This is a genomic window from Vibrio alginolyticus NBRC 15630 = ATCC 17749 (assembly GCF_000354175.2).
Taxonomy (GTDB): Bacteria; Pseudomonadota; Gammaproteobacteria; order Enterobacterales; family Vibrionaceae; genus Vibrio; species Vibrio alginolyticus.
In genome coordinates this window covers 811,893-836,827 of the sequence record NC_022349.1, presented here as the reverse complement: position 1 = coordinate 836,827, position 24,935 = coordinate 811,893, and the positions used below count along the sequence as shown (strand labels likewise).

Below are 24,935 nucleotides of genomic sequence, written 5' to 3'. Positions count from 1 at the left end.
AGAATCCTAAGCGTTATTGCCAAATGGTATTGAGTTGTTCTGCGAATCGGGTAATGCCGTAAAACTGTACTTCAAAGTGATCCATCATTATTCCGAGATACACGATCAGTAAAACACTCGCGATGGCACTTTTTATTGGCATGGCAAGGAAAAAAACATTCAATTGCGGTGCAAAACGACTGATAAGCGCTAGACCAAACTCAGCAAGAAACATTGCCAACACTAATGGAGCGGACATCAACACACCAAGCCACATAAGCTGTTCAAATTGCGCGTAGAAGAAGCTCACCCATGCGTCGCTAACGGTTGGGAAAAAGTCCACGATCGGCCAAGATGTATAGCTTTTGAATAACGCATAGATAAAAGTGACAAAGCCCCCGCCAGAGAAGAACAGGGTAATCAACGTTTGGGTCAGTAATACCGCTGTTGGTGTGGATTGTGAGCCTAGCGTTGGGTTAAACATACTTGCCATGGCAGCCCCACGTTGGTTGTCGACCAGAAAACCGGCCGCTTCTATCGCCCAAAAAGGGATAGCAGCAACAAACCCTATCAATAGCCCAATTAATACCTCCTTACCCAAAATCATTATCAGCCAAATGCCGTCGGTTTCTGCGGGCAAGCTTTGCTGATTAATCATCGGAAATATAAACAGTGCGAGTGAGCAAAGCACACCATTTCTCACCATGGTGCCGCCTAACATTTGCTTGCTCAAAATAGGCAAAAAGATGAAGCATGTCATTAACCTAGGTAACGTCAGGCTGTACAAAAATAAAGCCTGGTGTAAGTCGTGATAACTCATCGTATTTGAGGAATTTTATCCATAGCAAGCGAGGCGAAGGCGTGGAGCTCTGCCCCTAGCCATTGCGTTGTGACGAACAGCGTAATAATGACCGCGATAAGCTTGACCACAAAGCCTAACGTTTGTTCTTGGACCTGAGTTAACGCCTGAATAAGCGACACCAATGTACCAACCAATGCTGCGACTAAAATCGGCGGTAATGACAAGTACAACACTAGGGTTAATGCTTGAGTCGTGAAATGAATGATTTCAGCAGAATGCATACTTTCTCCGTGATTAACCGTAACTCAACACTAAGCCGTGGGTAAGCTTTGTCCAGCCGTCAAGCAAGACAAAAAGCAGCAATTTGAAGGGGAGGGAAATCGTCATTGGCGATACCATCATCATCCCCATCGCTAGTAGGATATTCGACACAATTAGGTCAATAGCGATGAACGGTAAGTACAACAGAAAGCCAATTTCAAAAGCGCGAGTAAGCTCGCTGACGGTAAATGCGGGCAGTAAGAGCAATAAACTGTCCGACTCTAAACGGTCTACGTACTTCTGTGGCCACAATGTGCGTGCAGCATCAGTGAAGAATATGGCTTCGGTTTCCCGAATATGCTTTTTCAAAAATTCTCGATAAGGCTGTAAACCGCTTTCAATGAGGCCTTCTACACTTGCAGAATCTTCAAGGGAGATATCATGTTGCTTTACGTAGTCGTAGGTTTCAAACCCGACGGGAGCCATGATGAAAATTGACAGAATGATGGCCAATCCGTAAAGCGCCATATTCGGCGGAATTTGCTGTACACCGAGAGCGTTACGCAGCAGTGAGAATACAACGGCGAGTTTCACAAACGACGTCGCCATCATGGCGATAAATGGGATCAGTGCCAGCAGTGCTAAGCTGACAATGAGGTTGAGCTCGTCGGGTAACTGGATCATGCTGGCTCCTGCGTGCCACCGAACAGCTCCAGTACGCGCACACCTAAATGTTCGTTAACATTAACCAGTTCACACTCACCAATGATTTTGCCGTTGGCACGCAATGTTACCGGCTTAGATACTGGCTGGTTTAGCTCGAATACGTACCCTGGCTGGAGCTGGTTAAGCTGCTCTAGCGTGATGGTTTGATGGCCGATATCAAACGTGAGTTCCACAGGTAGTTGCTGGTGGTCGGTTAACATTTCTGAAGTGTTTACGTCATTCATATTGGTTTCTTTTTCCATAATGTGAAGAGTTTGGTCATCCAGTTGGCAGCGCCAGAGATTCTGGTTAGATACTTGAAAAATGGTTTGTTGCTTGGCGATGTAACCATCGTCAAAAAAGATGACATCTCCCAGCTCGAGCGAATTAAATTCGCTTAACGTCAAATGGGTCCTTCCAAGACTTAACCACACAGGTAAAGCGAGGTGTCGAGCTTGTAGAGCAGCGCTGTTTGGTAGCGCATCCAACAACACGTCTGATCCTTCGCTAACCCACAAACAAAGAGAGCCGTTAGGCTTATTGAGGGTTAACATTAAAGTATGCTCTTGGGCCTGGCTCGCCTCTAACGGCTGTAGTTGACTAAGAATGGGTAACTGACCAAATAGCGCTTTGATTGCCTCACTATGCGGTTCTATCTGTGAGCTCAAAAGTGCTAACTGGAGGGAGTTAGGCAGGGACTCAAACGCAGTAGCATTTAAGGTCGATTTCAGCCAATGTTGGAGCTGCGCACGAGAAAAGTCTACTTGTAGGGTTTGCCCTCCAATCAACGTGGTTAAACGGAACCCTTCAAATGAAGGGATTTGAGCAACAGTAATCGATACGCTCTGACCATCAGTCCCTTGGAAGTGGCACTGTTTTGCACAAAGTTGATTGCTGAGCGCGATACTTTCTGCATCCACTTTGGGGATTATTAACGGCGTCATAGGTCATTCTCCGCTTGCCATTCTTCATACACGCTGCGTTGTTGGCGTGAGTGTTGTTGTTCATGTTGTTGTTGATCGAGCTGTTGAGTTTGTTCGCTGATCGCTAAGCGAAGTGGCTGCTCACCGCCGAATCGGTTTAGCCGTTCAGCAAGATCTTGTCTAGCTTGCTGGCTAATAATGGAAAGGGCATGCTCTTGTCGAATCGTCACGCTATACCCTTGAGCGTCCAACTTGATGTGGATTTCACCACCTTTTAATTGCCCTTCACTTAGAAACAGCCGAACCTCTTTGTTGTCCGATGCGGTTGGCAGAGCAACATAGATTTTGTCCACCAATTGCTGGAGTAATTGGTTTACGTCTCGCGTTGGGCTTGGTTGAGCCTGCGAAGCAACACTTTTTAGGATGACATCGCCTTGTGTTACCGCACTTGCAAAGGGCTGAGAAGGCACTTTTTCTTCATCCGTTTTAACGGCGAATAGTGCGCTTTTCGTCTCGATTTTTTCAAGAGGCTTGGTTTCAGGCAGGCCATCAGTTTGGTCTGATCGTTTGCCTGTATTCTGTAGCGGCGGAGTTGCACGCTTATTGTGCGTTTTTTCAGTTTGCTTTTTCGTTAGGCCAAAAATGTTAATCCCATCTTGAGCGAGCTCTGTCGCTGTCGCACTTTGGGGGAGCAAGCCAGATTCAAGCGTAGAGAGACAATCCGGTGAGATACGTTTATCCATCGGCGTCGGTTTGTCATCTTTCAAATGAGCTTGAAAGTGAGGATCAACAAGCTCGGTAGAAGGGGAGCTTAGAACTGTGTCGCCATCGCTTTTTCCGTCATTTTTAAGCAGTTTATTGTTTTCGCTAATTATTTCTTCGCTATTTGCTGCGTCGTCTTGCGATTTCTCTACGTCTCTCTTAGTGACGACGTCACTTTGACCGTTTAAGGTGGAGATGTTTTTGTCAGCGTTGGCTTCTTGGTTCGATAGGTTATGTTTCTTATCTAGACCTTGAGATGTCTTATGCCTTAGCGGTATGTCTTTTTCGCCAGTATGATTTTTTTGGGGATTCCCAACGATAGACTCCTTTCCCTTGCTAGGCTTCTTCGTCATTGCATGCTCGAATTGTGATTGAAGCTCGGCCTCCTTCTCGAGAGGCGCTTGTTCTGGCGTTGATTTGTGCAGCGTATTCGATGCTTCAGTTGTTGGGGTAATGCGCATAGTGAACCTTTAGATAATGTCGACAGTGCGAAACTCTTCCTGTTCGAGTTCTTCTTGGTATTGCCTTTCTCGCGATTTTTCCGCGACTTCTTGTTGCTGCAACTGAACGAATTTTTCTTTGGTTTTATGGGCTTGTCGCGCCTCTTTTTGCTTTTCTTTAAGTGCCGAGCGTTCGATTTCAAGCGCTTTTTTTGACTCGGCCACACGTTGTTTAAGTTCGGCTTCTCTCTCTCTTAACAACGCGATTTCTTGTCTTAATGTTTCCAGCTCTTTGAGAACGAGCGTTTGTTGTTTTGCTTTAGCAAAACGTCGCTCTTCTTCTTCCTGGCGCCAAACGTGATAGTCCGCGACAGAACGTTCGGCCTTTTGAACCTGTGCTGCGGCGTTTGACACTCGGTATTCTTGACGCTTGACGGCTTTATCCGCACGGTTAGCGCGAATTTTTTTGATTTCTAATAAACGTTCTATCATTGTTTCGCCATCCCTTTAAGTTGAGCGATAGCGCCATCAAGATCGCTTGGTTCATGAGTGCCTTGGCGTAAAAAGGCGCGTATATCATCACTTTGTGCAATGGCCAAATCCGCTCGACTATCTGCGCCATGTTGGTATTCGCCAATTTTGATTAGCAGCTCAACTTCTTCATACTTAGCTAACATTTCGCGAATATGAGCAGCAGACGCCTGATGATCGGGTTCAACGATTTGATTCATCACTCGGCTTGCTGACCGAAGTACATCAATGGCGGGGTAATGGTTCATTGCCGCAAGTTTGCGCGAGAGAATGATGTGCCCGTCTAGAATTGAGCGAGTTTCATCCGCGACAGGCTCCGTCATGTCGTCACCTTCCACCAACACGGTGTACAGTGCTGTAATTGATCCTTTGTCTGATTGTCCAGCTCGTTCCATCAGCTTTGGCAAAGCGGCAAAAACAGAAGGCGGATAGCCACGTCGTGTTGGTGGCTCGCCTGCGGCTAGTCCAATCTCCCTCTGTGCGCGGGCGAAACGCGTTACAGAATCCATCAGCAGTAGCACGCGTTTACCTTGATCACGAAAATATTCTGCGATAGAAGTGGCAACAAAAGCGGCTTTGGCACGCTCCATTGCTGGGCGATCAGAGGTAGCGACCACTAAAACCGATTTGGCCATTCCTTCTTCGCCTAGGTCATGCTCAATAAACTCGCGCACTTCGCGTCCGCGTTCACCAATTAAGGCGAGAACGGTCACGTCAACTTCTGCGGAGCGAATCAGTTTTGCCAGTAGGGTACTTTTACCCCCGCCAGCCGCTGCAAAAATACCCATGCGCTGACCTTCACCACAGGTCAGTAGCCCATCAATGGATCGAACGCCAAGAGAGATTGGCTTTTCAATTAGTTTACGTTGCATTGGTGGTGGCGCATCGCGATAAACAGGATACCAAGCACTTGGTTCCTGACTTTGCGTACCATCGAAAGGACGTCCAAGCCCGTCAAGCGTTGTACCTAACAGGTGGTCGCCAACACCCACTTCGTGCATTTTGCCCATTGGGCTTACTTCTGTATTTGAGGAAATCCCAAACATATTTCCTAACGGGGTGAGCAAAGCGTGATGCTGCTGGAAGCCAACCACTTCCGCTAACAAAGACAGAGTTTGATCGGGATTACGCAACTCACACAGTTCACCTACACGAACGCCAGGGACGACAGCTTTGATAATGGTGCCGGTGACTTGTGTAACGCGCCCGCGAATTTGGATCAAACGCGTGTGTTTAATCGCAGATTGTTGGATATCAGTGATGTATGAGAAATCGTTCAAGGTAAAAATATGCGCAATGATTGATGCTGAGAGGATAGAAAGTATAAGAATCAATTTATAGTGAATATCAGTCGGGAGTTTTTAGAAAACTGAAAGCGCACTAAAAAAACACGTCTGATTTTGACAGCTTCAACAAAGCGCACTTCCTATAATTCGCCTGTATTGTGCGGAAGGAGTGCAAGTGAATGAGTATTATCAACAATCATATCGCAACAAATCCAAAGTTTGATGCGTCTATCCAAAACGGGTTGGAATCGTCTCGCCCCGACGTTTCACAAAAAGGCAATTATCGCGGTGAAACCGTCCGTGTTCACAATGCCACACAATCACTTTTTGATGCGATGGAAGAACTCACTTCACTCGGTTCCGAAAAAGCAGAGAAAGATCTGACCAAGCGCAAAGTGAAAGACAGTGGCGTTCGAGTTAATGAAGCGCACGAACTCGTTTCTGACTATCTGCGAAAAGTCCCTGATCTTGAAAAGAACCAAAAGATCAAAGATTTGGCTACAAAAATGGCGGGAGGGAATATCTCGACCATCGCTCAATTGCAAGCTTATTTGAATGGATTTTCAGAGGAGAAAAGCCATCAATACCTTGCGTTAAAAGCCGTGAAAAAGTTTTTGAGTGCGAGTCCAGAAAGTAAACACCTACTAGCGCTGATTGACCAAGCACTTCTAAGAATCGAGCAAAACCCAGATACATGGTCTCAAATTGATACGGAAATCCGTGTCTCAAATTTTGCTGATGAATACAGCCAAGAGCAAGAGTTTAGCTCTTTGCATCAGTTGCGCGGCTTCTACCGCGATACCGTTCATAGTTATCAAGGGCTCGGCGCGGCTTATCAAGATGTTGTGGCGCGCTTTGGTGAGCAGGAGGTATCGACCGCTGTTGACTTTATGCTGCAAGGCATGAGTGCAGATCTTAGTGTTCAAGGTAGCAGTATCGATTCGGTTAAGTTGCAGTGGTTGATGTCCGATATGCAAAAACTCAAAACTCTAAATACGTTGCAAGATCGTGTGAGTCAGCTGTTCCAAATGTTTAAACCGGAAAGGACGAATTATGGCTTATCAAGTTTCTAATTTGATGGCTGATGTGATTGCGTTGGTAGAGCAGCGATGGGTAAGCAGTGATGAGATATGGAAAGTCGCCAACGCAATGGAATTGAAGGCTGTAGAACAAACAATCGATTTTTTTCGAGAGTTCCATAAGTTAGTTCGCGCAATCCCAATTGACGTATTCGCCGATGAAGAACAACGACAGAATTTAATCCAAGCGGTACAAAAGGCGCTAGACGAAGCCATTGATATAGAAGAAGAGGAAGCGTGGGAAGATGAGTTGGATTGATGCATCCGTCGATGAATTTTGCCGAGGAATGGGGCTCGATGCCGTCGATTTCTCATCAGCTGGACGGGTGCAGCTGGATTTTGAGCAAAGTGGTACGCTGCATATTGAGCGACAGGGTGAGCAGTTATTCTTGATGTTGTCTCGAGCGTTATCTTGGCATCAAACCAGTGACATGATTCAAAGTGCACTGTGTTTGTGTCATGCCGATCAAGGCTGGCCTTTCGAAATTAAAACCGGCTTGTTAGATGAGCAAACTCTGGTTTTTTCAGCAAGGCTAAAAGGAGAAGAAGTAACACTTCCGACCTTAGAGCAAGCGTTTACGCTTTTGGCTCGTCTACATAACGATGTGGCAGGCTCATGACTCGAGTCAGCACTTTAAACGTAGGCATCGAAGCCTTTACGCATGTTACTCATAGTGAAGTTAAGGCCGATTTCCCAGAGCGATTTCAACTGCTTCCTGATGGGCAGGCGGTCGCTACACATTTAGAGAAGCTCTATGATCTCAGGCCTTCAGACCAATATCTCATCGCGTTAACTAAGCCCAAGCTGCTGCACTCAGAGTTGTTGCGTCCAGAAAAATACCGTCAACAATTTGATGAAACGTTATCTCAGCTGCAAGTTCTTGCACAGGATTCAGGCTCCGCTTCTTTTATCAAAGCATCTGAAACGCTACAAAGTACGCAACTAGATCAGCGTTACCTCACTATGGCGCTCAATCTCCTTATTCAGGTCTAACCAACATGTTGAGATCCAAAGACATTGAACTCTTACTTGTTCACGCTGCGCTACAAGTTCAATACCAAAAGCCAGAGCATGCCATTTCTATTCTCGATGCGGTTCTAGAAATAGAACCGCAGCACAAAGAGGCGATGCAAACACTTGCTGTGGCGTGTTTACAAAGTGGTCGATATACCCGGGCGATTGAGGTGTGTGAGCACTTATTAAAATCCGACCTTCATCCTGACTCGGCAGGACTCTGGTTTTGTTTAAGCCAAGCGCGTTGGAAACAAAATGACGTCGATGGCGCCCGTCAAGCGCACCGACGCTATCTGCAATCTTTAAATAGTGAATCACATGAATAAGTTGATCGATATTCTAAACAAAGTAGGGCAACGCAAAGACATCATGCTTGCGGTGATGTTACTCGCGATCGTCTTTATGATGATATTGCCACTTCCTACCGCACTGGTGGATGTGCTGATTGGCACCAACATGAGCATTGCGGTGGTGCTGCTTATGTTAGCGATTTACATCACCACGCCACTTGAGTTCTCTGCATTTCCTGCGGTGCTATTGATCACGACATTGTTTCGTCTGTCTTTATCTATCACGACAACCCGCTTGATCTTGCTACAAGGCGATGCTGGTCAAATCGTTTATACATTCGGTAACTTCGTTGTGGGCGGTAACTTAGTGGTCGGTATTGTTGTGTTCCTGATCATTACCATTGTTCAGTTTATGGTGATCACCAAAGGCTCAGAAAGGGTAGCAGAAGTTAGTGCGCGCTTCTCACTCGATGCGATGCCTGGTAAGCAGATGAGTATTGACGGTGACATGCGTGCTGGAGTAATTGACGTACACGAAGCTAGGCACCGACGATCACTGATTGAAAAAGAAAGCCAAATGTATGGCTCGATGGATGGCGCGATGAAGTTCGTTAAAGGCGACTCCATTGCGGGTCTGGTCATCATTGTGGTCAACATCTTAGGTGGCGTCACGATCGGGGTAACGCAAAAAGGCATGAGTGCTTCTGAAGCACTTGAGTTATTTGCGATTTTGACCGTTGGCGATGGTTTGGTGTCGCAGATCCCGGCACTCTTTATCGCGATTACCGCCGGTATTATCGTGACGCGTGTTTCTCATGAAGACTCTTCTGATCTTGGGTCGGACATTGGTGGACAGGTCATTGCTCAGCCACGTGCGCTTCTTATTGGTGGTGTGCTTTTGGTGCTGTTCGCACTCATTCCTGGGTTTCCAAAAATCACTTTTCTGGTCTTGGCCGCCGTGGTTGGTGGTGGTGGTTTCTTCCTTTTCTATCAACAGAAAAAACAAGCGGAATCAGATAGCACCGACTTATCAAGCTTTGTTTCGCAAGGGGCCGGTTCGCCAGCGGCGAAGCCAAGCAAACCCACGCCTTCTAGAAACAGCAAAGGTAAGTTAGGTGAGCAAGAAGAGTTCGCCATGACGGTCCCGCTGTTGATTGATCTTGACGCGAGCCTTCAGGAAAGCTTGGAAGCGGTCGCATTAAATGAAGAGCTAGCAAGGGTTAGACGCGCACTATATCTCGACCTAGGCGTGCCTTTCCCAGGCATCCACCTGCGCTTTAACGAGGGGATGCAAAATGGCGAGTACTTAATTCAGTTACAAGAAGTCCCGGTTGCACGAGGACGAATTGTTAAAGATCAACTCTTGGTGACAGAAGGGAATGAACAGATCGATTTATTAGGCGTGCCTTATGAGCAAGATGAAGATTTTCTACCTGGTATTTCTAGCATTTGGGTGGCACAGAGTTATGAGCAAAAACTCGTAGCCAGTCATGTCGGTTTTCTCACACCCGACAGGATTTTAACGTACCACTTGTCTCATGTTCTCAAGGAGTACGCACAAGACTTTATTGGTATTCAGGAGACGCGTTATCTGTTGGAGCAGATGGAAGGCAGTTATTCGGAGCTAGTCAAAGAGGCCCAGCGTATTGTTCCGTTGCAAAAAATGACGGAAATCTTGCAACGCTTGGTTTCTGAAGACATTTCTATCCGAAACCTTCGCGTGATCTTGGAAGCGATGGTTGAGTGGGGCCAAAAAGAGAAAGATGTTGTACAGCTGACGGAGTACATTCGTTCCAGCTTAAAACGTTACATTTGCTACAAATACGCAAGCGGACAAAACATGTTGCCCGCTTACTTATTGGATCAAAATCTCGAAGACACAATACGCAGCGGTATTCGTCAAACCTCAGCAGGGAGTTACTTGGCGTTAGACCCGTCAGTAACGCAACAATTTGTCAGTGATGTGAAACAGACCATTGGTGACTTAAGCCGCATGCCGAATAAACCTGTGCTAGTTGTGTCTATGGATGTACGCCGATATGTGCGAAAGCTTATTGAATCGGAATACTACGATCTGCCCGTTTTGTCATTTCAAGAACTAACCCAGCAAATCAATATTCAGCCACTTGGAAGGGTGGGGATGTAATGAAAACAAAACTAATACTCTCGCTGGCGCAAGCGGGGATCGAAGTGACGCCATACTTTTGGCAACAAAGTGAAATTCAACTTGGTTATCGAATTGAAGTTGAAGGCTTAGAGCTCGTTTTTCGGGTGGAGGACGGTGAAATCATCATCGTTCTTCTGAAACGCGTTCGTCCAAAATTGGGGTTGAGTAACCCCTTTGCCGGCTTATTTCTCTTGGCTGAACATGCCATTCAACTTTATCCCTCCGATTGGGTCATTCGCGGCAACGTCGATGTGTTACGTGGTAGCAACATGAACAGCCAGCGATTGGCACAATTCTATCTAAAAGCATGCGGTGCAAGCCATGATGAGCTAGACGACTGGTACTGTTTACGTCTAGCAGATTATAGACCTTTGAAAAAGTTGAAAAAGTAAAAACTCACGACTGTTACTGACAGCACCGATGAGATGACCCGCTTTAAGATAGGAATCAAGATGAAGCAACCGTTTACCGATGCGATTGAGAACGCTGAGCTTGCCATTAGAAAAGCTGAAGACAGAACCGATATTTTTAACGAGCTATTGGAAGGCTTAGGTGTTGGTCCTGTTGCGGGTGATGTTTTACTTGGCGGCATAAAAGCACCAGTAGATACCATGAAACGTGCAGAGCAAGAGCTAATAGACGAAGTCCAACGCCGCCGGCAACAACAAAATCAGCTACAAGGTACGTCAGGTAAACGCAGAAAGCGTCCCACAGTGATGCGCGGCATGATGATTTAGAGGTTTGGAAATGACGAATATGAAAACGACTGGCTCTACGACAGGAGCAACAGACACAGCTGCGAGTAGTGCACCATTACCCACTTTCCAACAAAACTTGATAGAGGCATTTACCCCTGTACTGGGTGAAGCAGAGACTCAGCAACTTGCCTCGATAATCTCTTCATTGCCAACTATCTCGGGACAAACGGAATTACAAAGCATCGCGCTTTATGTTGATACGCTTGAAAACCTAAAAGCGAAAAATAACGCGTTTGCTGGTATATCATTGACCGACACCGCATCTGTTTGGCTAAAGTCGCTACAAAGTGCTAACTCAGATGGCGAATTAACCGCAGCCGAGTTTAATGCTCAAACAAACCAAACGCTATCAAATCAGTTTCAGTCTTGGTTTAGTAAGTTACTGACGGAAAACGTAGATAGCTCGTTATCTACTGAGTTTGTTAGTCAATTTAATCTGGGCACTCAGAGTAACCAAGCGGAGCAGATCGCCAACCTCTCCGAGACAGGTCTGGCTAATGCCACCAAAGAAATTTCTCTTTTTGTTGCAGAGCTTGCTAATCAAATGGGCTCCCGTGAAGTGAGAGATGCTTCTATTTCTTTTCTTCGCAATGCCTTTAGTAGCTTAGGTTCCGTTAATCTCGCGCAACTGAAGAGCTCGGATTTTCTGTTGACTAAAGAGAGTTTCGCTCTTCAAGTCTCAGCTCAATTAAAAAGTAGTTTTCAAGGCATCGGTATTACTTTAAGCACCGATGACGCAAGTGCGCTAGCTAGCAGAATTACCTGGACTCCTGGTATTTCTAAACAGCAGCTTAAAGAAGCGTTAGATGAAATGGCCGCTCAAGTGAAAGGCCAATATAGCGCAGCTTATGGTGAGGCGAGTGGAACGAACAATCTAAAAGCAGCACTTAATACTGTCATTGGTGGAACTGAGCCTTTGACCCTTTCTAGTCTGTTCGCCAACTTCGCGGTGAGTTTAACAAATATAGAAATCGACGACTTTTACCAGGACAGCGCGATAGCCGATGTCCAAAAGACACAGATAACGGCAGCTCAAGTTAATTTGATCAAAGAAAACACCGAACGAGATATCCGATTACAGTTTGAAAAAATAGTAAAAGGTGAATCTACCGGGGCTTCATTTACTGAGCGATACGAGGCATTGCGCAAGAACTTAGGGGCATTGAAAGAGCGTCTACTCAATATCACCGATAAAGAGAAAGCGGATCGCGAGGTGAGAGCAGAGCACTCTCTAACGGCTCGTGATTTGTTGGCCGTTGTTGAGTCCAGCATTGGAGACCGTTTTGATGAGCAAGTGCTGCTTGCACTAAATGAGCGTCGTGTTAACCGTTTAGAGAAACGTAATGACCAGAAAGAGGCATTAGAGGATCTCACAATACAGCTTAAAGTTTTTGGTGTTGTGCAATCAAAAATTCACTCTACGCAAAGTGTTGATGGGGTTTATAAACCGGGATATCCAGAAAGTAACTTCAAAGCGAGTGACTTTAACTACAGCAATCAAACGGATTTTGAAGCTTCACCTGAGTACAAGTATTTGACGGATAATAAGATAACAAACCATCGAGACTTCCTTCAAACACAAGGTATTACTATCGGTGATGGTGCGTCGTACCAAGACGAAGAGAAGTCGAAAAAACTGTCTAATTTTTCTAGTTCTGTCAGTGCTAAATCCAAGTTGCTTAACGATGAAGTGCAAATCAAAACCACTGAGCTGAACGACACCAGTTCTCAATACAACTCGACCGTTGAAGCGATGAACAAGTTTGTTCAGAAGTACCACAGTATTTTACAAGAAATCCTACGAGCCATTTAAGGATAACCAACCATGACTAAAACAAACGCGACCGATCCATCCCAAATGCAAGCAGAAGAGCTGCTGTCTTTTCTGGAAGAGGGAGGCACGCTAAAAATGTTGCACGATGTGTCTCAGGACACCATCGAACACATTTATGCCGTAGGTTACAACTTTTTCCAATCGGGAAAGATTGAGCAAGCAGCGAAAGTATTTCAATTACTCAGCATGCTTGATCATTATCAGGCGCGATTTTTCATTGGCCTTGGCGCGGCTCGTCAGGAGTTGGGTGAGTATCTGCAGGCAATAGACGCCTACAGCTACGCAGCGCTAGTGGACGTAAATGATCCACGCCCACCTTTTCACTCTGCTGAATGTCACCTGAAACTGGAACAACTGACAGAAGCAGAGAGTGGGTTTTACAGCGCGAAGGAGATGTCTGCCGGAAAATCACAATATGCAGATTTGCATGAGCGTGCAGGCATCATGTTAGAAGCGGTGAGAAATAAAAAGGAGTAATTAGACTATGAGTTCTATTGCACTTGACCGCATCCAGACACAGGTTTATAGCCCTGAATCTGGCCAAGCCACGTTAGATAACGTGCAGAAAACGGCGCCTACAGCGACGCCTTCTGTGACGGTAGAAAACGTGAAGAGTAAAGATGCAGATGTACTGAACACCGGAAAAGTAAAAGTTCAGTTAGATGCACCTAACGCAGCTGTTAGTGACAAAGTGAATGATTTGACGCTAAAAGCCATGGCACAGCTGCAAAAGATCGTCGATACCATTGCAAAATCTCTCCATGCAGTTGCAGACCAAACAGGTTCGATTGCCGTCAAAATCATCGCAGGATCTGCTGATGATTTTGAAGTAGAGCTTGCTGCTATCACGGATAAACTGAAAAGTGCTCAAAACGAGCTGAAAATTCAGGAAGTGAAGGTCGCAAAAGCTAAGCACGAAAAAGAGATGGTGGAAAACCAAGACAAAATCAAAGAATCGGAAGCCGCTGCAAAAGAAGCCCAAAAATCAGGCTTAGCAGCGAAGATCTTTGGTTGGATCAGTGCGGTGGTTTCTATTGTTGTTGGTGCCGTAATGGTGGCAACGGGTGTTGGTGCAGCAGCCGGTGCACTTATGATCGCTGGTGGCGTTATGGGAGCAGTGAGCATGGCGCTGCAAGAGCCAGCCGTTCAAGATGCGCTAAAAGAAGCGGGCATAAATGTCGATGTGCTAAACAAAGTCGTAATGGCATTAGAAATCGCCGTCGCGGTTATTGGAGCTGTTGTGACGTTTGGTGGTGCAGCAGCTGGCGGTATCGCGAAACTTGCAGCAAAAGGTGCTGGTAAGGTAGCTCAAAAGGTCACAGAAATCGCTACGAAAGCCGCTGCAAACATGGCGAAAGTGGCGGATATGGGCACAAAAGCTGCGACAACAACAGCGAAAGCGATTCGTTATGGCGCAGAAACCGTCGATCTTGCCGTCAATGTGGGTAAAGGCGCAACGGACAGTGTCCACGCTGCTAACAATGCTCACGTGACAGAGATTCAGGCTGATATCACAGACCTTCGAGCCAAAATGACGTTAAGCCAGGCTGTCATTGATAAGCTCAAAGAAGAGATTGGTAAGTTGATGGAAGACTTCCAAGAGTTGATGAGCCTCATCATGCAAATGATTCAAGCGAAAAGTGAAACTATGCAAACGGTGTTAAGCCGTCCTGCAACGGTATAAGGAGTTTATTATGCTAGATAAAGTAGGCGGAACGGGTCGTGGTGAACTATACGGTTTAGGCGATACCATTAAAACCAACAAAGCAGAAAAAGCGCCGGAAACAAAGCTTGAAGCGGGCGCCGTTAAAAGCCAAAGTGAGTCAGGTGTTTCTGGTGCAGCACGCTACCAGTTAGAGACACCTAAAGCTCCTACAGTGAGTAATCAAGCTCAAGTTGTTGCAAACCTAATGAGCGCTCTTGCGCCGACGGTGAGCTCATTAGTGAGCACAACGATGAAAGCACTTAACGGTGAGGAGGTGATCAAGTCACCATCAGATGCGGTATCACAATCGTTGACGCTATTAACATTGTTGTATCAAGTATCAAAGCTGAGCCGTGAGCAGCAAGTGCTACAACGTGAAATTGCTGTTGAAGCAAACGTCGCGAGTTTAGAAAGCCAAGCGGCAGAGCTAAACAATTCGGCAAGCGCAATGATCGCGATGGCAGTCGTTTCGGGTGTATTAGCGGGTGCTACCGCAATTATTGGTGCCCTTGGTTCTTTCAAAGCAGGGAAAGAAATCAAGAATGAAATGGCGAGCAATAATGTACTGAAAACGCAAAAAGCTGGCTTCGATCAAGCAGAAGAGTTATTAAATAACAATAGCTTGTCTAAAACTCAGCAAGATCAGGTTAAGCGTGCGCACTCACTAGCGAAAGACAATATCGCAGACACGACAGCGCAGCTGACAAGTGGTGGCCGTAAGTTCGATAAGTTGATGAGCTCAAACCAAGCGAAGAACGCGATTCTTCAAGCTTTGGGCCAGATGGCAAACTCAGCATCGAATGTAGAGCAAACCAAAGCGCAAGCGCGCAGCAAAGATGATGAAGTACAAGCGACTCGCGCACAAGCAGCCAAACAGAAAGCCGATGAAAACATTGGTTTCCAAGAAGGTTTATTGAAAGAGCTACGTGACTTGTTCCGATCTATCTCAGATAGCCAGAACCAAGCGTGGCGAGCGTCAGTCCCAACGGTGTAACCATCCGTTTCACTAACTACAAAGCGTTGTTTATACAACGCTTTTTTTATTTTCAGCCCTAAACCACCTACTTCAGTAGGTGGTTATCATCCGTTTCGGCTTTGCCTGTAAAACTACTCATGCTAAATGCGTCTTTGATTTTTCCAGAAGTCAAAGAGGACAAATAACATGAGTAGATACAATCAAGCTTCCCACGTATTTTGGCGTTGTCAATACCATATAGTGTGGACGCCAAAGTATCGATTTAGGATCTTGAAGAACAATATAGGTAAAGAAGTTTATCGATGTATTTATGTTTACTGTAATCAACTTGGATGTGAAGTCGTAGAGCTAAACGTACAAGTTGACCACGTACATTTAGTTGTAAAGGTCCCACCAAAGCTTTCGATATCCAAGTTGATGGGGGTATTGAAAGGCAAAATAGCCTTAAAGCTATTTAGCAAGTTTCCTCACCTTAGGAAGAACAGGCTTTGGGGTAATCACTTTTGGCAAAGAGGCTATTTTGTCGATAGTGTTGGAATCAATGAAGAAATAATACGCCGATATGTAAGACATCAAGAGAAGCAAGAGCGAGTAGAGCAGCAGCAATTGGCGCTGGACTAAACAAAGGCCCCCTTTTAGGGGGCTCACACAAAGCCACCTTCTTTAGAAGGTGGTAATTTACTTCAGCTATCTAAACTAGATACGGATATTTACTGGGTGATTTGTTTGTAAAGCAATATAACGTAGTGAGTTACATTGCATAAAAGTTACTGTTTTTGTTGAACTCAGCTCAAAGCTAACAACTTCATAGTAGCCTTGTTGCGTAAAATTAAGTTAAAGTGCCATTATTATTCACAAAAAGTGTGTTTAAGAATTTTTTGTAGTGAAGGGTGTAATTAGATACTCAATAACAAAATATGGTAGTTCGACTGGTGAGTATTTGGGAACAGAATTATATAAAACTCAACTTAATAAGTAGTCGAAGATGGAAGATATCAGTTTAGCATCAGATTTAGTGATTTATCTGACTACGGTTGGAATTTTAGGTATATTTGCTTGGTTTTTGTTTGTTATTTATTTGAAATCTAAGTGGTTGAAGTATCTTGAAGATGCTCTTGATAATGGAGTTCGATACTACACTCTGAATATATTCTTATCAGGTCACGGAGTACTACAATATGGAACTGTTTTTCTGAGCACTTTTCATGCGAAACGATATAAAATGTTAGAGAAGAGGGATAAGGTTCCAATTCATATTCAACGATTGTTTGTTCTCTCATTCGTATTATTTATTTCAAGTACATCATGTCTTCTGGCTGGAGTTATAACTCATCATATTTATATAGAATAAAGGTTATTTAACAAGATTATAGTAATTTGACCTGAGTATTTCTATTTAATAGATAATTTAGAATGGACATATCAGTCTAAAGATTTAATTTTCTAGACTATACGGTTTACGCTTATATAGAGCCATTATATAACGGCAGAATATGCCAATAAAATGGTGATTACTAAGCTAACCGCCAAGGATGAGAACTCAAACGTTATCAAATTGTTAACGGTTGCTATACTTAAACGGTCATCAACACAAGTAAAAGGGATGTTCAATGTTTAAGTTTAAGCAAATCGCACTTGCGGCTTCTTTGGCGGCACTCACAACAGGCTTTTCTGCGTCTGCGGAGGAAACGTTTGTCACGATTGGTACCGGTGGCGTAACAGGGGTTTATTATCCGACTGGTGGCGCTATTTGTCGCTTGGTTAACAAATCGCGAGAAGATCACGGTATCCGTTGTTCGGTAGAAAGTACTGGGGGATCGATTTATAACATCAACACTATTCGTGCTGGTGAATTGGACCTCGGTATCGCGCAATCAGACTGGCAGTATCATGCTTACAAAGGAACCAGTAAGTTTGAAGAAAGCGGGCCTTTTAAAGAGCTACGCGCCGTATTCTCCGTTCATCCAGAACCGTTTACTGTCGTTGCACGTAAAGACGCGAACATCAAAACTTTTGATGATTTGAAAGGTAAGCGCGTTAACATTGGTAATCCTGGTTCTGGTCAGCGAGGTACTATGGAAGTACTAATGAACCAGTATGGTTGGAGTAACGACGACTTTAAGCTTGTCTCTGAGTTAAAAGCAGCAGAGCAATCAAAAGCACTTTGTGATAACAAAATTGATGCGATGATTTATACCGTTGGTCACCCAAGTGGAGCGATTAAAGAAGCCACTACGTCGTGTGATAGTAATATCGTAACGGTAGCTGGACCTAATGTAGAAAAACTGGTTGCAAACAACAGCTTCTATCGTGTCGCAAATGTCCCAGGTGGTATGTATCGTGGCACAGATAGTGATGTTCAAACCTTTGGTGTGGGCGCGACGTTTGTTTCCTCTACTGCTGTACCAGAAGATGTGGTTTATAACGTGGTTAAAGCGGTATTTGAAAACTTCGATGATTTCCGCCGTCTCCACCCAGCGTTTGCAAACTTGAAGAAAGAGGAAATGGTAAAAGACGGTTTATCTGCGCCTCTTCACCCAGGTGCGCTCAAATACTACAAAGAAGTAGGGCTGATTAAGTAAGCGTTACTTTCTCTTATTATTGATGTAAAACGCCATCTTTCTCGATCAATGCCACTCGTTTAACCGCGAGTGGCATATTTCTATTTCTCGTCATCCTGTACAGCGACGAAGGAGCGTGATACAGGATCTTCTATCCGAGCACTTTGTGATCAAAATGGTTTCATTAGCCGCTCAGTGTAGTGCTATTAGATTCCTAACCTCGCTGGAGTGACACAAAAAATCGTTAAGCTATCTGCATTAATCTTTCGCGCTGGTGTTTTTGTAGGAGTGTTATCCACTTGTACAAGTTTTGCTTAAACATAAACATCAATGAAAAAGTAGATAGTGATGAGAATAGAAGAAAGAGCAACAAACCCTTTAACATGATTGGGATTCAGTTGACGAGATACACGAGCTGCAAGATACCCACCTACCAACGTACCGACCAAAACAACACTACCTGTGTGCCAATCAATGGAGCCATTGGCAACAAAAATCACGATAGCAATGAGTGAAACACACGTAGATACGAGCAATTTCAAACCGTTCATTAAATTAATGTCTTGGTGACCGGCTACTACCAGATAACTCAGAACAATAACCCCTAAACCTGCGTTGAAAAAACCACCGTAAGCAGAGACACCAACAAGTAGTAAACCCAACGCGATTGCTCCGAGTATGCCAGCATGTTTGTGCTCTTTCGCGACAGTTTTGATTAGCATTGTTAAACGAGAACCGGTGAGAAAAAGCACGGTGGAAAATAAGAGTAACCAAGGGATGGCTTCCATAAATAGCGATTCTGGCGTGTTGAGCAACAGATATGCTCCGACAGCGCCGCCGACTAAACTGAATGAGACTGTGAACAGCAGTTCATGCTTGTTCTTCATGATCTCTTCTCTGAACCCGACGGCTCCACTAATGTAACCCGCACATGAAGCATATGTGTTTGTTGCGTTAGCCATAATAGGAGGAACACCAACTGCCAATAGAGCCGGAAAAGTAATAAAGCTTCCGCCTCCCGCTATGGAGTTAATGATCCCACCAATTACGCCAGCAATGAATAAAAGTGAGAGTTCTAAAAGCATAAACAATCCTTGTTATGTTCTTTTTCATTGTTAGAGCTTCAGATGATCTAACCTACATGCTCTAATGTTCTGATATGAGGTTTACTTTACCCGCTCTAAAACAAAATTGTTCAGTTCTGTAACGTTTTTGATGACATGAACGGCTTTAGTTTGAGAGTACCCCTCGAGGCGAGACATAAAGTCATCATTCCAGAATGCGGGGCATTGCTGAAGAACTTTGTAGCTTTGTAACGTTCCTTTCAGTACCGAACTACCATCAGGCCATCCTTCAGGTTTAATGAATAGTCCTTTAAGGAGACGTTTCGTCACAAACCAATAGCTTACTGAGTATGGTAGATCAATATAAATGAGAGTATCGGCTGCATCTAAACGAGCGTTGAAAGAGCTGATCGGTCCAAGGCCATCTATAATCCAACGATCTGAGCTTAGTATATTGCTATGAGCTTCATCAAAAACGCTACGCTCAACGGGATCACCGTTTGGTTTATAGACTATTGAATCTAATTGATGAAGAGGAAGACCGGTAGCCGACGCGATTACTTTACTTACCGTCGATTTTCCACTGCCGGGTTTACCAAAAACTGCTATTTTTTGCATTGTGACCGCCTCCAAGAGAGCTTTTCCCATACGGTAGAGACAGAAAACCCACCGCTATGGGTGGGTTCGATAAATACTGAGCGCATCAAAAAATCCCACCATTCCTATGGAATGATGATAATTCGTTGGTTAAGTTGCGCTAAGTGTGTGTTCATACAATCACCTTCATATAACGACAGTGATTTGTCAATACCATCTGTACAACAAGTGAACGATTTGGAAGGGGGAAGATAAAGCCATCACGATGGATGGCTTTATCTAGGTTGAAAGAGACAGCGATTACTGCTCAACGCTGACTGGCTGTGCTTTAAACTTTTGAATCAGCTTTACGATTAGTGGACTTGCCAATACCAATACAGCTAAAACAGTAAAGGTAAGGGTAATAGGACGCTCCCATAGGAAACTCAGTTCTCCATCTGAAATCATTAATGCGCGGCGTAAGTTCTCTTCCATTAATCCTCCAAGGATGAAGCCCAGCAATAAAGGTGCGAGCGGGAAGTTAGCGAGCCGAAGTGCAATGGCAGCCATAGCCACAATCAGCATCACGAACACATCCATAGTGTTAAAAGAGACCAAATAAACCCCGGTGATTGAGAAGAATAAAATCATCGGTAGAAGCACCGTTCTTGGAACCGCCAAAAGCTTTGAAATGTACGGAATCAACGGTAAGTTCAGGATCACAAGTACGATGTTGCCGAAGTACATGGAAATGATCACTGACCAGAACACATCTGGGTGTTCAACAAACAGGCGAGGGCCAGGTTGAATACCATAAGCGATCAGAGCGCCGAGCATTATTGCTGTTGTACCAGAACCCGGAATACCAAGCGTTAGCAGTGGAACAAATGAACCACTAGACGCTGCGTTGTTTGCTGACTCTGGCGCAACCAAGCCACGGATACTGCCTTTACCGAACTCATCCTTTTTCTCTTTAGGTGCGAGGTTGCGCTCCATACCATAGCTTAAAAAAGCAGCAATGGTTGCCCCTGCGCCAGGAAGAACGCCAGTGAAGAAACCTAATATTGAAGAGCGAATTGAAACAGGCGCAACATCTTTGATTTCTTCCTTGGTCACTTTCATTGAGCCAATGTTGCTCAGCTTTTCTTGTTCTTCATCGCTGGTGTCTTTTGATGGTTTAAGAATGCCCATCAATGTTTCACCCAGTGCGAATGTCGCCATTGCAAGCAACAAGAAGCTAAAGCCATCCATTAAATCCCTTAAACCGAAGGTAAAGCGTTCAACGCCTACGCCTTTATCGATACCAACTGTAGATAGCATCAAACCAAGAATGGTCATCATCCACGCTTTGATTACCTGACCTTTCCCCGCAAAAGCCGCGACTGCTGATAACCCAAGTAGCATCAACGCAAAATAGTCCGACGATTGGAAGCTAAGGGAGACGCTAGCCAATGCTGGTGCGGCAACAAGCAACATAATGGCAGATAGCGTACCGCCAGTGAAAGATGAATAAGCTGCCAAAGCTAATGCTTTACCTGCCTGGCCTTTTTGAGCCATTGGGTAGCCGTCGAATGCTGTGACCACGGTTGAAGAACAACCCGGCGCGTTAATTAAAATCGACGATGTAGAACCACCAAATACCGCACCGTAATAAACACCCGCCATTAAAATAAGGCCAGAGGAGGGCTCTAGGCCATAAGTAATTGGGATCATCAAAGCAATGGCTGAGATCGGCCCAAGTCCAGGTAACATGCCGATAAATGTACCGACGAAGCAACCAACGATCACCATCATAATGTTCATTGGCATTACTGCGGTGGATAAACCTTGTAGAATTCCATCTAACATAATTCAGTCCTTTCTTTGACTACCAGATGGTGAAAATCAAACCCGGTTCGAGATAGATGTCCAAACCTTGAGTGAGTAATAAGTAGAACGCGATCACGAATGGAAACGACGCGCCAAACAGAACGGGTTTACGTCTTTCCCCGAGCAGATAAAAGCCAGCCAATAAAAAGAAGGCAGTAGCTATCACAAAACCTAAGTAAGTCAGGCCCACGCCGTAGAGCGCCATTAAAATTAAAAAGGCAATCAGTAACTTCCAATTGAAGGTCAGCACTGCGCCACTTTGTTTATCTGGTTGTCCTGTCACCAGCAATAGCAAAGAAAGGCCGACACCAACGTAAGTCAAGATGGTTGGCAGAGTACGTGCGGTGAATGGTTCATACTCATCACCTGGAAACAATGGAATCTGCGAGGTTTGATAACCGTAGCAAAGACAGAAGAGTAGAAAGATCGTTGCGCCGACACGGTCACGACAGAGCAAATATTCTTTGGTGAAAAAGTTGGTTGAACGAGACATATTCAACTCCTAACAAAAGTAAAAAAGACCGCATATGGACGTCAATGAATAAACTAAACCATTAACAATTAAGCATTTCGCTGCTAGTCGAGCCGCTTTGGGTATATAAACAAAGGAGTGTGCATGCCGATTGTCGACAATGTCCATATGCGGTGAAACTTAGAGTGCAAATACAATGGGGAAATACCAACCTACGTTATTCATTGAGGTTGGTATCTGAGGGACCCCAATTCGATTGTTACTTCAGGAAGCCTAACTCGCGCATTAAGTCACCCATCTGTTGCTCTTGATCTTCAAGAAACGCGAAGAATGCTTTATCCGCTTTATAGTTGTCGATCCAACCATTGCGGTCTCGAACGACTTGCCATTCGTCGGTGTTATACATTTTAGTAAATGCGGCATTCCATTCATCTAGCTTTTCTTGGCTTGTGCCTGGTGCTGCAAAGAATCCACGCCAGTTAGCAAAGACAGTTTCATTACCATATTCGGTGAGAGTTGGAATGTTAGGCGCAGCTTCTAAACGTTTTGGTGCTGTAATCGCTAACACTTTCACTTGCCCAGACTTAGACATTTCGAGTACTTCACCTAACCCTGTAGAGAGCAGTTGTGTTTCGCCTGAAAGTAGGGCAGCCATGGCTTTTCCACCTGCATCATAGGCAATGTAACGAACTTTGCGCGCATCAAAACCTTCACCTTTGAAAGCCGCTGCTATAACCAAATGATCCATAGAACCACGAGCAGAGCCACCAGCAACCTTCACTTTACGAGGGTTTTCTTTAAAAGCTTTAACGACATCTTCCCAAGAGCTGTAAGGAGAATCGGCTGATGTAACAATGGCGCCATAATCGGCAACCGTTGCGGCAACAGGAGTCAAGTCGCGGAAAGATTGTGGGAAGATCCCACTGAGCGAGCGAACGACGATCGGTGTTGAGTTCACCATGAGTGTATCTTCTTGACGATCAGCCGTTTCAATCAAATGTGCGATTGCTTTGCCACCGCCACCACCAGATAGGTTTTGAAATGATACGGTTTCAACGATGTCCGACTTTATTAATACATCACCAGTACCTCGGGCGGTCATGTCCCAACCGCCACCGGCACCTCCAGGGATAAGAAAGTGCATTTTTTCAATATCTGCAGCAAGAGCGTTGAATGAAAATGAAGCTGCGATGATTGAAGCGGCGAGCGTTGGTTTGAGTACCTTTAACATGTTCACGTTCCTTATGTTAGCGACTCTATTTAGTTGAGCCTTATTGTTTTTGCTCAGTTGTCATGCCTTGTAAGCGTTAAAGCTGAACTTGGTGTAAAGGTTAATTAAGTGTTAAATATCTGTCTGTAAAAGAGATATAAAGAGAATATTGAGCATTTCGGTTATTTTGTTCATAAAGTTCACGGCGAGAAGTTGGTGTTAGGTCACGCGGCTTTACGCTTTGGTAGGCCATAATAAAATGACGGAAAATGAACGAGGAAAAGAGAATGAAAGGGACGTGTTTGTGCGGCGCAATTGAAGTCATCGCTGAGGTTAAAAATGAGGTTAGCCTGTGCCATTGCTCTATGTGTCGAAAATGGTCGAGTGGCGCACTTCATGCGGTGCATTGTGGGCCTAACGTGACGTTTAAAGGTGGCGAACCTAAACGTTATCAGTCGTCAGACTGGGCTGTGAGGGGGTTTTGCGGTGAGTGTGGCACAAACCTTTTCTACCATTTGTTGCCGACAGGTGAGTACATTCTTTCCGCTGGTTTGTTCGATAACCCAGATTTCAAACTCACTTTAGAGATTTTTACCGATGAAAAGCCAGCTTATTATGACCTCAATTCCGCTTCACAAAAGATGACTTCGCAACAAGTATTTGATCAATTTGCACCTAAAGAATAGTTTTTTATCCGATTATTGTTCGACAACTGAGCTTTTAGTTTTTAGATCATAAGCTTAAAGGTTTATAAGTTGTCGACAATATGAGTTCCCCATTCTTTATTTCTGCTAAAAATGGCACTTAATAGGCATTTTAGGCCCATTTAAATTACGACCTTAGTCTAAATTGTCGACAATTTACTTGATTGTCGACACTTTGATCGACTACTTTATATTCAGGTTAAGAAATTGTAGACATTTCGATGTCGGTAACAAGAGTATCTGAATATGAACTCTGAGTTGAAAGCTCGTTATAAAGTGCTGGGTTCTGAGAAAGAACACACCAAATCCGAAACGCTGACCGAAACACTCATTGAAGTCATTGTTAATGGCGACGTGAAGCCTGGCCATAAGATATCAGAGCCTGAGCTAGCAAAGAAATATCAAGTCAGTCGTGGGCCTTTGCGTGAAGCATTGATGCGCTTAGAGGGGCTAGGGCTCATCGAGCGAATTCCTCATGTTGGGGCTAGAGTGACCACTTTTTCTCCGGAAAAGCTGATAGAACTTTATGCCGTTCGAGAAGCATTGGAAGGCATGGCGGCAAGGTTAGCTGCGCGACACATTACGCAAGAAGAGCTCTTAAGCTTGGAAATGCTATTGTCGACACATTCCAAGCATATAGACCAAATGGAAGGCGCGTCTTACTTCCATCAACATGGTGACTTTGATTTTCACTATCGCATCATCCAAGCGAGCAGAAACAGTAAGTTAATATCTCTGCTGTGTGATGAACTCTATCACTTATTACGGATGTATCGTTACCAGTCGCCACGTGCGCAATCTCGCCCGAATGAGGCGCTCACCGAACACAAATTCATTTTGGAAGCCATTCGCAATCGCGATGAAGAGCTTGCAGAAATGTTGATGAGAAGACACATATCAGGAAGTCGAAAGCTCATCCAATCTCAAATTATACATACAGAAAGTTTAGACAAAGACTAGAAGGAA

29 protein-coding genes are annotated in these 24,935 nt (G+C 44.7%); 17 read left to right on the top strand and 12 right to left on the bottom strand.

Annotated features, from left to right (window positions below):
- Nucleotides 1-13 precede the first annotated feature (13 nt).
- Genes sctT through vscN form a run of 7 tightly spaced genes read right to left on the bottom strand, consistent with a single transcriptional unit; the run spans nt 14 to nt 5,683 of the window.
- Entirely contained in the window at nt 14-799 is a 786-nt protein-coding gene (sctT, locus tag N646_RS03570; protein WP_031777255.1) for a type III secretion system export apparatus subunit SctT, read from the bottom strand.
- Nucleotides 796-1,062: a SctS family type III secretion system export apparatus subunit VscS gene (gene vscS / locus N646_RS03565; protein WP_005377227.1), complete on the bottom strand. Its 267-nt coding sequence runs from the start codon at nt 1,060-1,062 to the stop codon at nt 796-798. The genes sctT and vscS overlap by 4 nt, the downstream gene beginning before the upstream one ends.
- A 13-nt stretch (nt 1,063-1,075) precedes the next feature.
- Nucleotides 1,076-1,726: a SctR family type III secretion system export apparatus subunit VscR gene (vscR, locus tag N646_RS03560; protein ID WP_005377232.1), complete on the bottom strand. Its 651-nt coding sequence runs from the start codon at nt 1,724-1,726 to the stop codon at nt 1,076-1,078.
- Nucleotides 1,723-2,691, bottom strand: a complete 969-nt coding sequence (gene vscQ, locus N646_RS03555; protein WP_005377234.1) for a SctQ family type III secretion system cytoplasmic ring protein VscQ — start codon at nt 2,689-2,691, stop codon at nt 1,723-1,725. Before vscQ ends, vscR begins: the two co-directional genes overlap by 4 nt.
- Complete coding sequence (locus N646_RS03550; RefSeq protein ID WP_017821334.1) at nt 2,688-3,893, bottom strand: type III secretion system needle length determinant; 1,206 nt, start codon at nt 3,891-3,893, stop codon at nt 2,688-2,690. The genes vscQ and N646_RS03550 overlap by 4 nt, the downstream gene beginning before the upstream one ends.
- A 9-nt stretch (nt 3,894-3,902) precedes the next feature.
- Nucleotides 3,903-4,364, bottom strand: coding sequence for a type III secretion protein (locus tag N646_RS03545; RefSeq protein ID WP_017821333.1), 462 nt, complete (start codon nt 4,362-4,364; stop codon nt 3,903-3,905).
- On the bottom strand, nt 4,361-5,683 hold the full coding sequence (gene vscN, locus N646_RS03540) for a SctN family type III secretion system ATPase VscN (protein WP_017821332.1): 1,323 nt from the start codon (nt 5,681-5,683) through the stop codon (nt 4,361-4,363). Before vscN ends, N646_RS03545 begins: the two co-directional genes overlap by 4 nt.
- 185 nt (nt 5,684-5,868) lie before the next feature.
- Between vscN and sctW the strand changes: the two genes are divergently transcribed.
- The 15 genes from sctW to N646_RS03465 all read left to right on the top strand — a co-directional run bounded on the left by sctW (nt 5,869) and on the right by N646_RS03465 (nt 18,095).
- A complete protein-coding gene (sctW, locus tag N646_RS03535; RefSeq protein WP_017821331.1) occupies nt 5,869-6,762 on the top strand; it encodes a type III secretion system gatekeeper subunit SctW in 894 nt (297 codons plus the stop codon).
- Nucleotides 6,743-7,027 (top strand): TyeA family type III secretion system gatekeeper subunit, encoded by a 285-nt coding sequence (locus tag N646_RS03530; protein ID WP_017821330.1) that lies wholly within the window; start codon nt 6,743-6,745, stop codon nt 7,025-7,027. The genes sctW and N646_RS03530 overlap by 20 nt, the downstream gene beginning before the upstream one ends.
- Complete coding sequence (gene sycN, locus N646_RS03525; RefSeq protein WP_005388159.1) at nt 7,014-7,388, top strand: type III secretion chaperone SycN; 375 nt, start codon at nt 7,014-7,016, stop codon at nt 7,386-7,388. The genes N646_RS03530 and sycN overlap by 14 nt, the downstream gene beginning before the upstream one ends.
- Complete coding sequence (gene vscX, locus N646_RS03520; RefSeq protein ID WP_017821329.1) at nt 7,385-7,762, top strand: type III secretion system protein VscX; 378 nt, start codon at nt 7,385-7,387, stop codon at nt 7,760-7,762. The genes sycN and vscX overlap by 4 nt, the downstream gene beginning before the upstream one ends.
- Nucleotides 7,763-7,767: 5 nt before the next feature.
- Nucleotides 7,768-8,109: a type III secretion system chaperone VscY gene (gene vscY, locus N646_RS03515; RefSeq protein ID WP_005377248.1), complete on the top strand. Its 342-nt coding sequence runs from the start codon at nt 7,768-7,770 to the stop codon at nt 8,107-8,109.
- Nucleotides 8,093-10,219, top strand: coding sequence for a SctV family type III secretion system export apparatus subunit VcrD (gene vcrD, locus N646_RS03510; protein ID WP_086013006.1), 2,127 nt, complete (start codon nt 8,093-8,095; stop codon nt 10,217-10,219). The genes vscY and vcrD overlap by 17 nt, the downstream gene beginning before the upstream one ends.
- The gene (locus N646_RS03505) at nt 10,219-10,632 is read left to right on the top strand and encodes an LcrR family type III secretion system chaperone (RefSeq protein WP_017821328.1); all 414 of its coding nucleotides are present in this window, start codon (nt 10,219-10,221) and stop codon (nt 10,630-10,632) included. The genes vcrD and N646_RS03505 overlap by 1 nt, the downstream gene beginning before the upstream one ends.
- 60 nt (nt 10,633-10,692) lie before the next feature.
- Nucleotides 10,693-10,977 carry an LcrG family type III secretion system chaperone gene (locus N646_RS03500; protein ID WP_005395092.1) on the top strand — a complete coding sequence of 95 codons (285 nt, stop codon included), beginning with the start codon at nt 10,693-10,695 and terminating at the stop codon, nt 10,975-10,977.
- A gap of 10 nt (nt 10,978-10,987) precedes the next feature.
- A complete protein-coding gene (locus tag N646_RS03495; protein WP_021707754.1) occupies nt 10,988-12,811 on the top strand; it encodes a virulence-associated V antigen in 1,824 nt (607 codons plus the stop codon).
- 12 nt (nt 12,812-12,823) lie between these two features.
- Nucleotides 12,824-13,309, top strand: a complete 486-nt coding sequence (gene vcrH / locus N646_RS03490) for a SycD/LcrH family type III secretion system chaperone VcrH (RefSeq protein WP_005377258.1) — start codon at nt 12,824-12,826, stop codon at nt 13,307-13,309.
- A 7-nt stretch (nt 13,310-13,316) separates the two neighbouring features.
- Nucleotides 13,317-14,516 (top strand): type III secretion system translocon subunit VopB, encoded by a 1,200-nt coding sequence (gene vopB, locus N646_RS03485; RefSeq protein ID WP_017634540.1) that lies wholly within the window; start codon nt 13,317-13,319, stop codon nt 14,514-14,516.
- A 10-nt stretch (nt 14,517-14,526) separates the two neighbouring features.
- Nucleotides 14,527-15,531, top strand: coding sequence for a type III secretion system translocon subunit VopD (vopD, locus tag N646_RS03480; protein WP_017821326.1), 1,005 nt, complete (start codon nt 14,527-14,529; stop codon nt 15,529-15,531).
- Between the two features lie 168 nt (nt 15,532-15,699).
- A complete protein-coding gene (gene tnpA / locus N646_RS03475) occupies nt 15,700-16,134 on the top strand; it encodes an IS200/IS605 family transposase (protein ID WP_017633711.1) in 435 nt (144 codons plus the stop codon).
- A 364-nt stretch (nt 16,135-16,498) separates the two neighbouring features.
- Entirely contained in the window at nt 16,499-16,864 is a 366-nt protein-coding gene (locus tag N646_RS03470) for a hypothetical protein (RefSeq protein WP_017821699.1), read from the top strand.
- 259 nt (nt 16,865-17,123) lie between these two features.
- Nucleotides 17,124-18,095, top strand: coding sequence for a TAXI family TRAP transporter solute-binding subunit (locus tag N646_RS03465; RefSeq protein WP_017821698.1), 972 nt, complete (start codon nt 17,124-17,126; stop codon nt 18,093-18,095).
- A 293-nt stretch (nt 18,096-18,388) separates the two neighbouring features.
- Here the strand turns inward: N646_RS03465 and N646_RS03460 are convergent, their stop codons facing one another.
- From N646_RS03460 to N646_RS03440, 5 genes are all read right to left on the bottom strand, one after another.
- Nucleotides 18,389-19,159: a sulfite exporter TauE/SafE family protein gene (locus tag N646_RS03460; protein ID WP_017821697.1), complete on the bottom strand. Its 771-nt coding sequence runs from the start codon at nt 19,157-19,159 to the stop codon at nt 18,389-18,391.
- An 81-nt stretch (nt 19,160-19,240) separates the two neighbouring features.
- Nucleotides 19,241-19,756 (bottom strand): P-loop NTPase family protein, encoded by a 516-nt coding sequence (locus N646_RS03455; protein ID WP_017633773.1) that lies wholly within the window; start codon nt 19,754-19,756, stop codon nt 19,241-19,243.
- A 279-nt stretch (nt 19,757-20,035) separates the two neighbouring features.
- The gene (locus tag N646_RS03450; protein WP_017821696.1) at nt 20,036-21,562 is read right to left on the bottom strand and encodes a tripartite tricarboxylate transporter permease; all 1,527 of its coding nucleotides are present in this window, start codon (nt 21,560-21,562) and stop codon (nt 20,036-20,038) included.
- Between the two features lie 19 nt (nt 21,563-21,581).
- Nucleotides 21,582-22,076, bottom strand: a complete 495-nt coding sequence (locus N646_RS03445) for a tripartite tricarboxylate transporter TctB family protein (protein WP_017821695.1) — start codon at nt 22,074-22,076, stop codon at nt 21,582-21,584.
- 238 nt (nt 22,077-22,314) lie between these two features.
- The gene (locus N646_RS03440) at nt 22,315-23,286 is read right to left on the bottom strand and encodes a tripartite tricarboxylate transporter substrate binding protein (RefSeq protein WP_005388181.1); all 972 of its coding nucleotides are present in this window, start codon (nt 23,284-23,286) and stop codon (nt 22,315-22,317) included.
- Between the two features lie 266 nt (nt 23,287-23,552).
- On the opposite strand from N646_RS03440, the gene N646_RS03435 reads away from it, so the two are divergent.
- Nucleotides 23,553-23,951: a GFA family protein gene (locus N646_RS03435; RefSeq protein WP_017821694.1), complete on the top strand. Its 399-nt coding sequence runs from the start codon at nt 23,553-23,555 to the stop codon at nt 23,949-23,951.
- 264 nt (nt 23,952-24,215) lie between these two features.
- Complete coding sequence (locus N646_RS03430; RefSeq protein WP_005377279.1) at nt 24,216-24,929, top strand: GntR family transcriptional regulator; 714 nt, start codon at nt 24,216-24,218, stop codon at nt 24,927-24,929.
- Nucleotides 24,930-24,935: the final 6 nt, after the last annotated feature.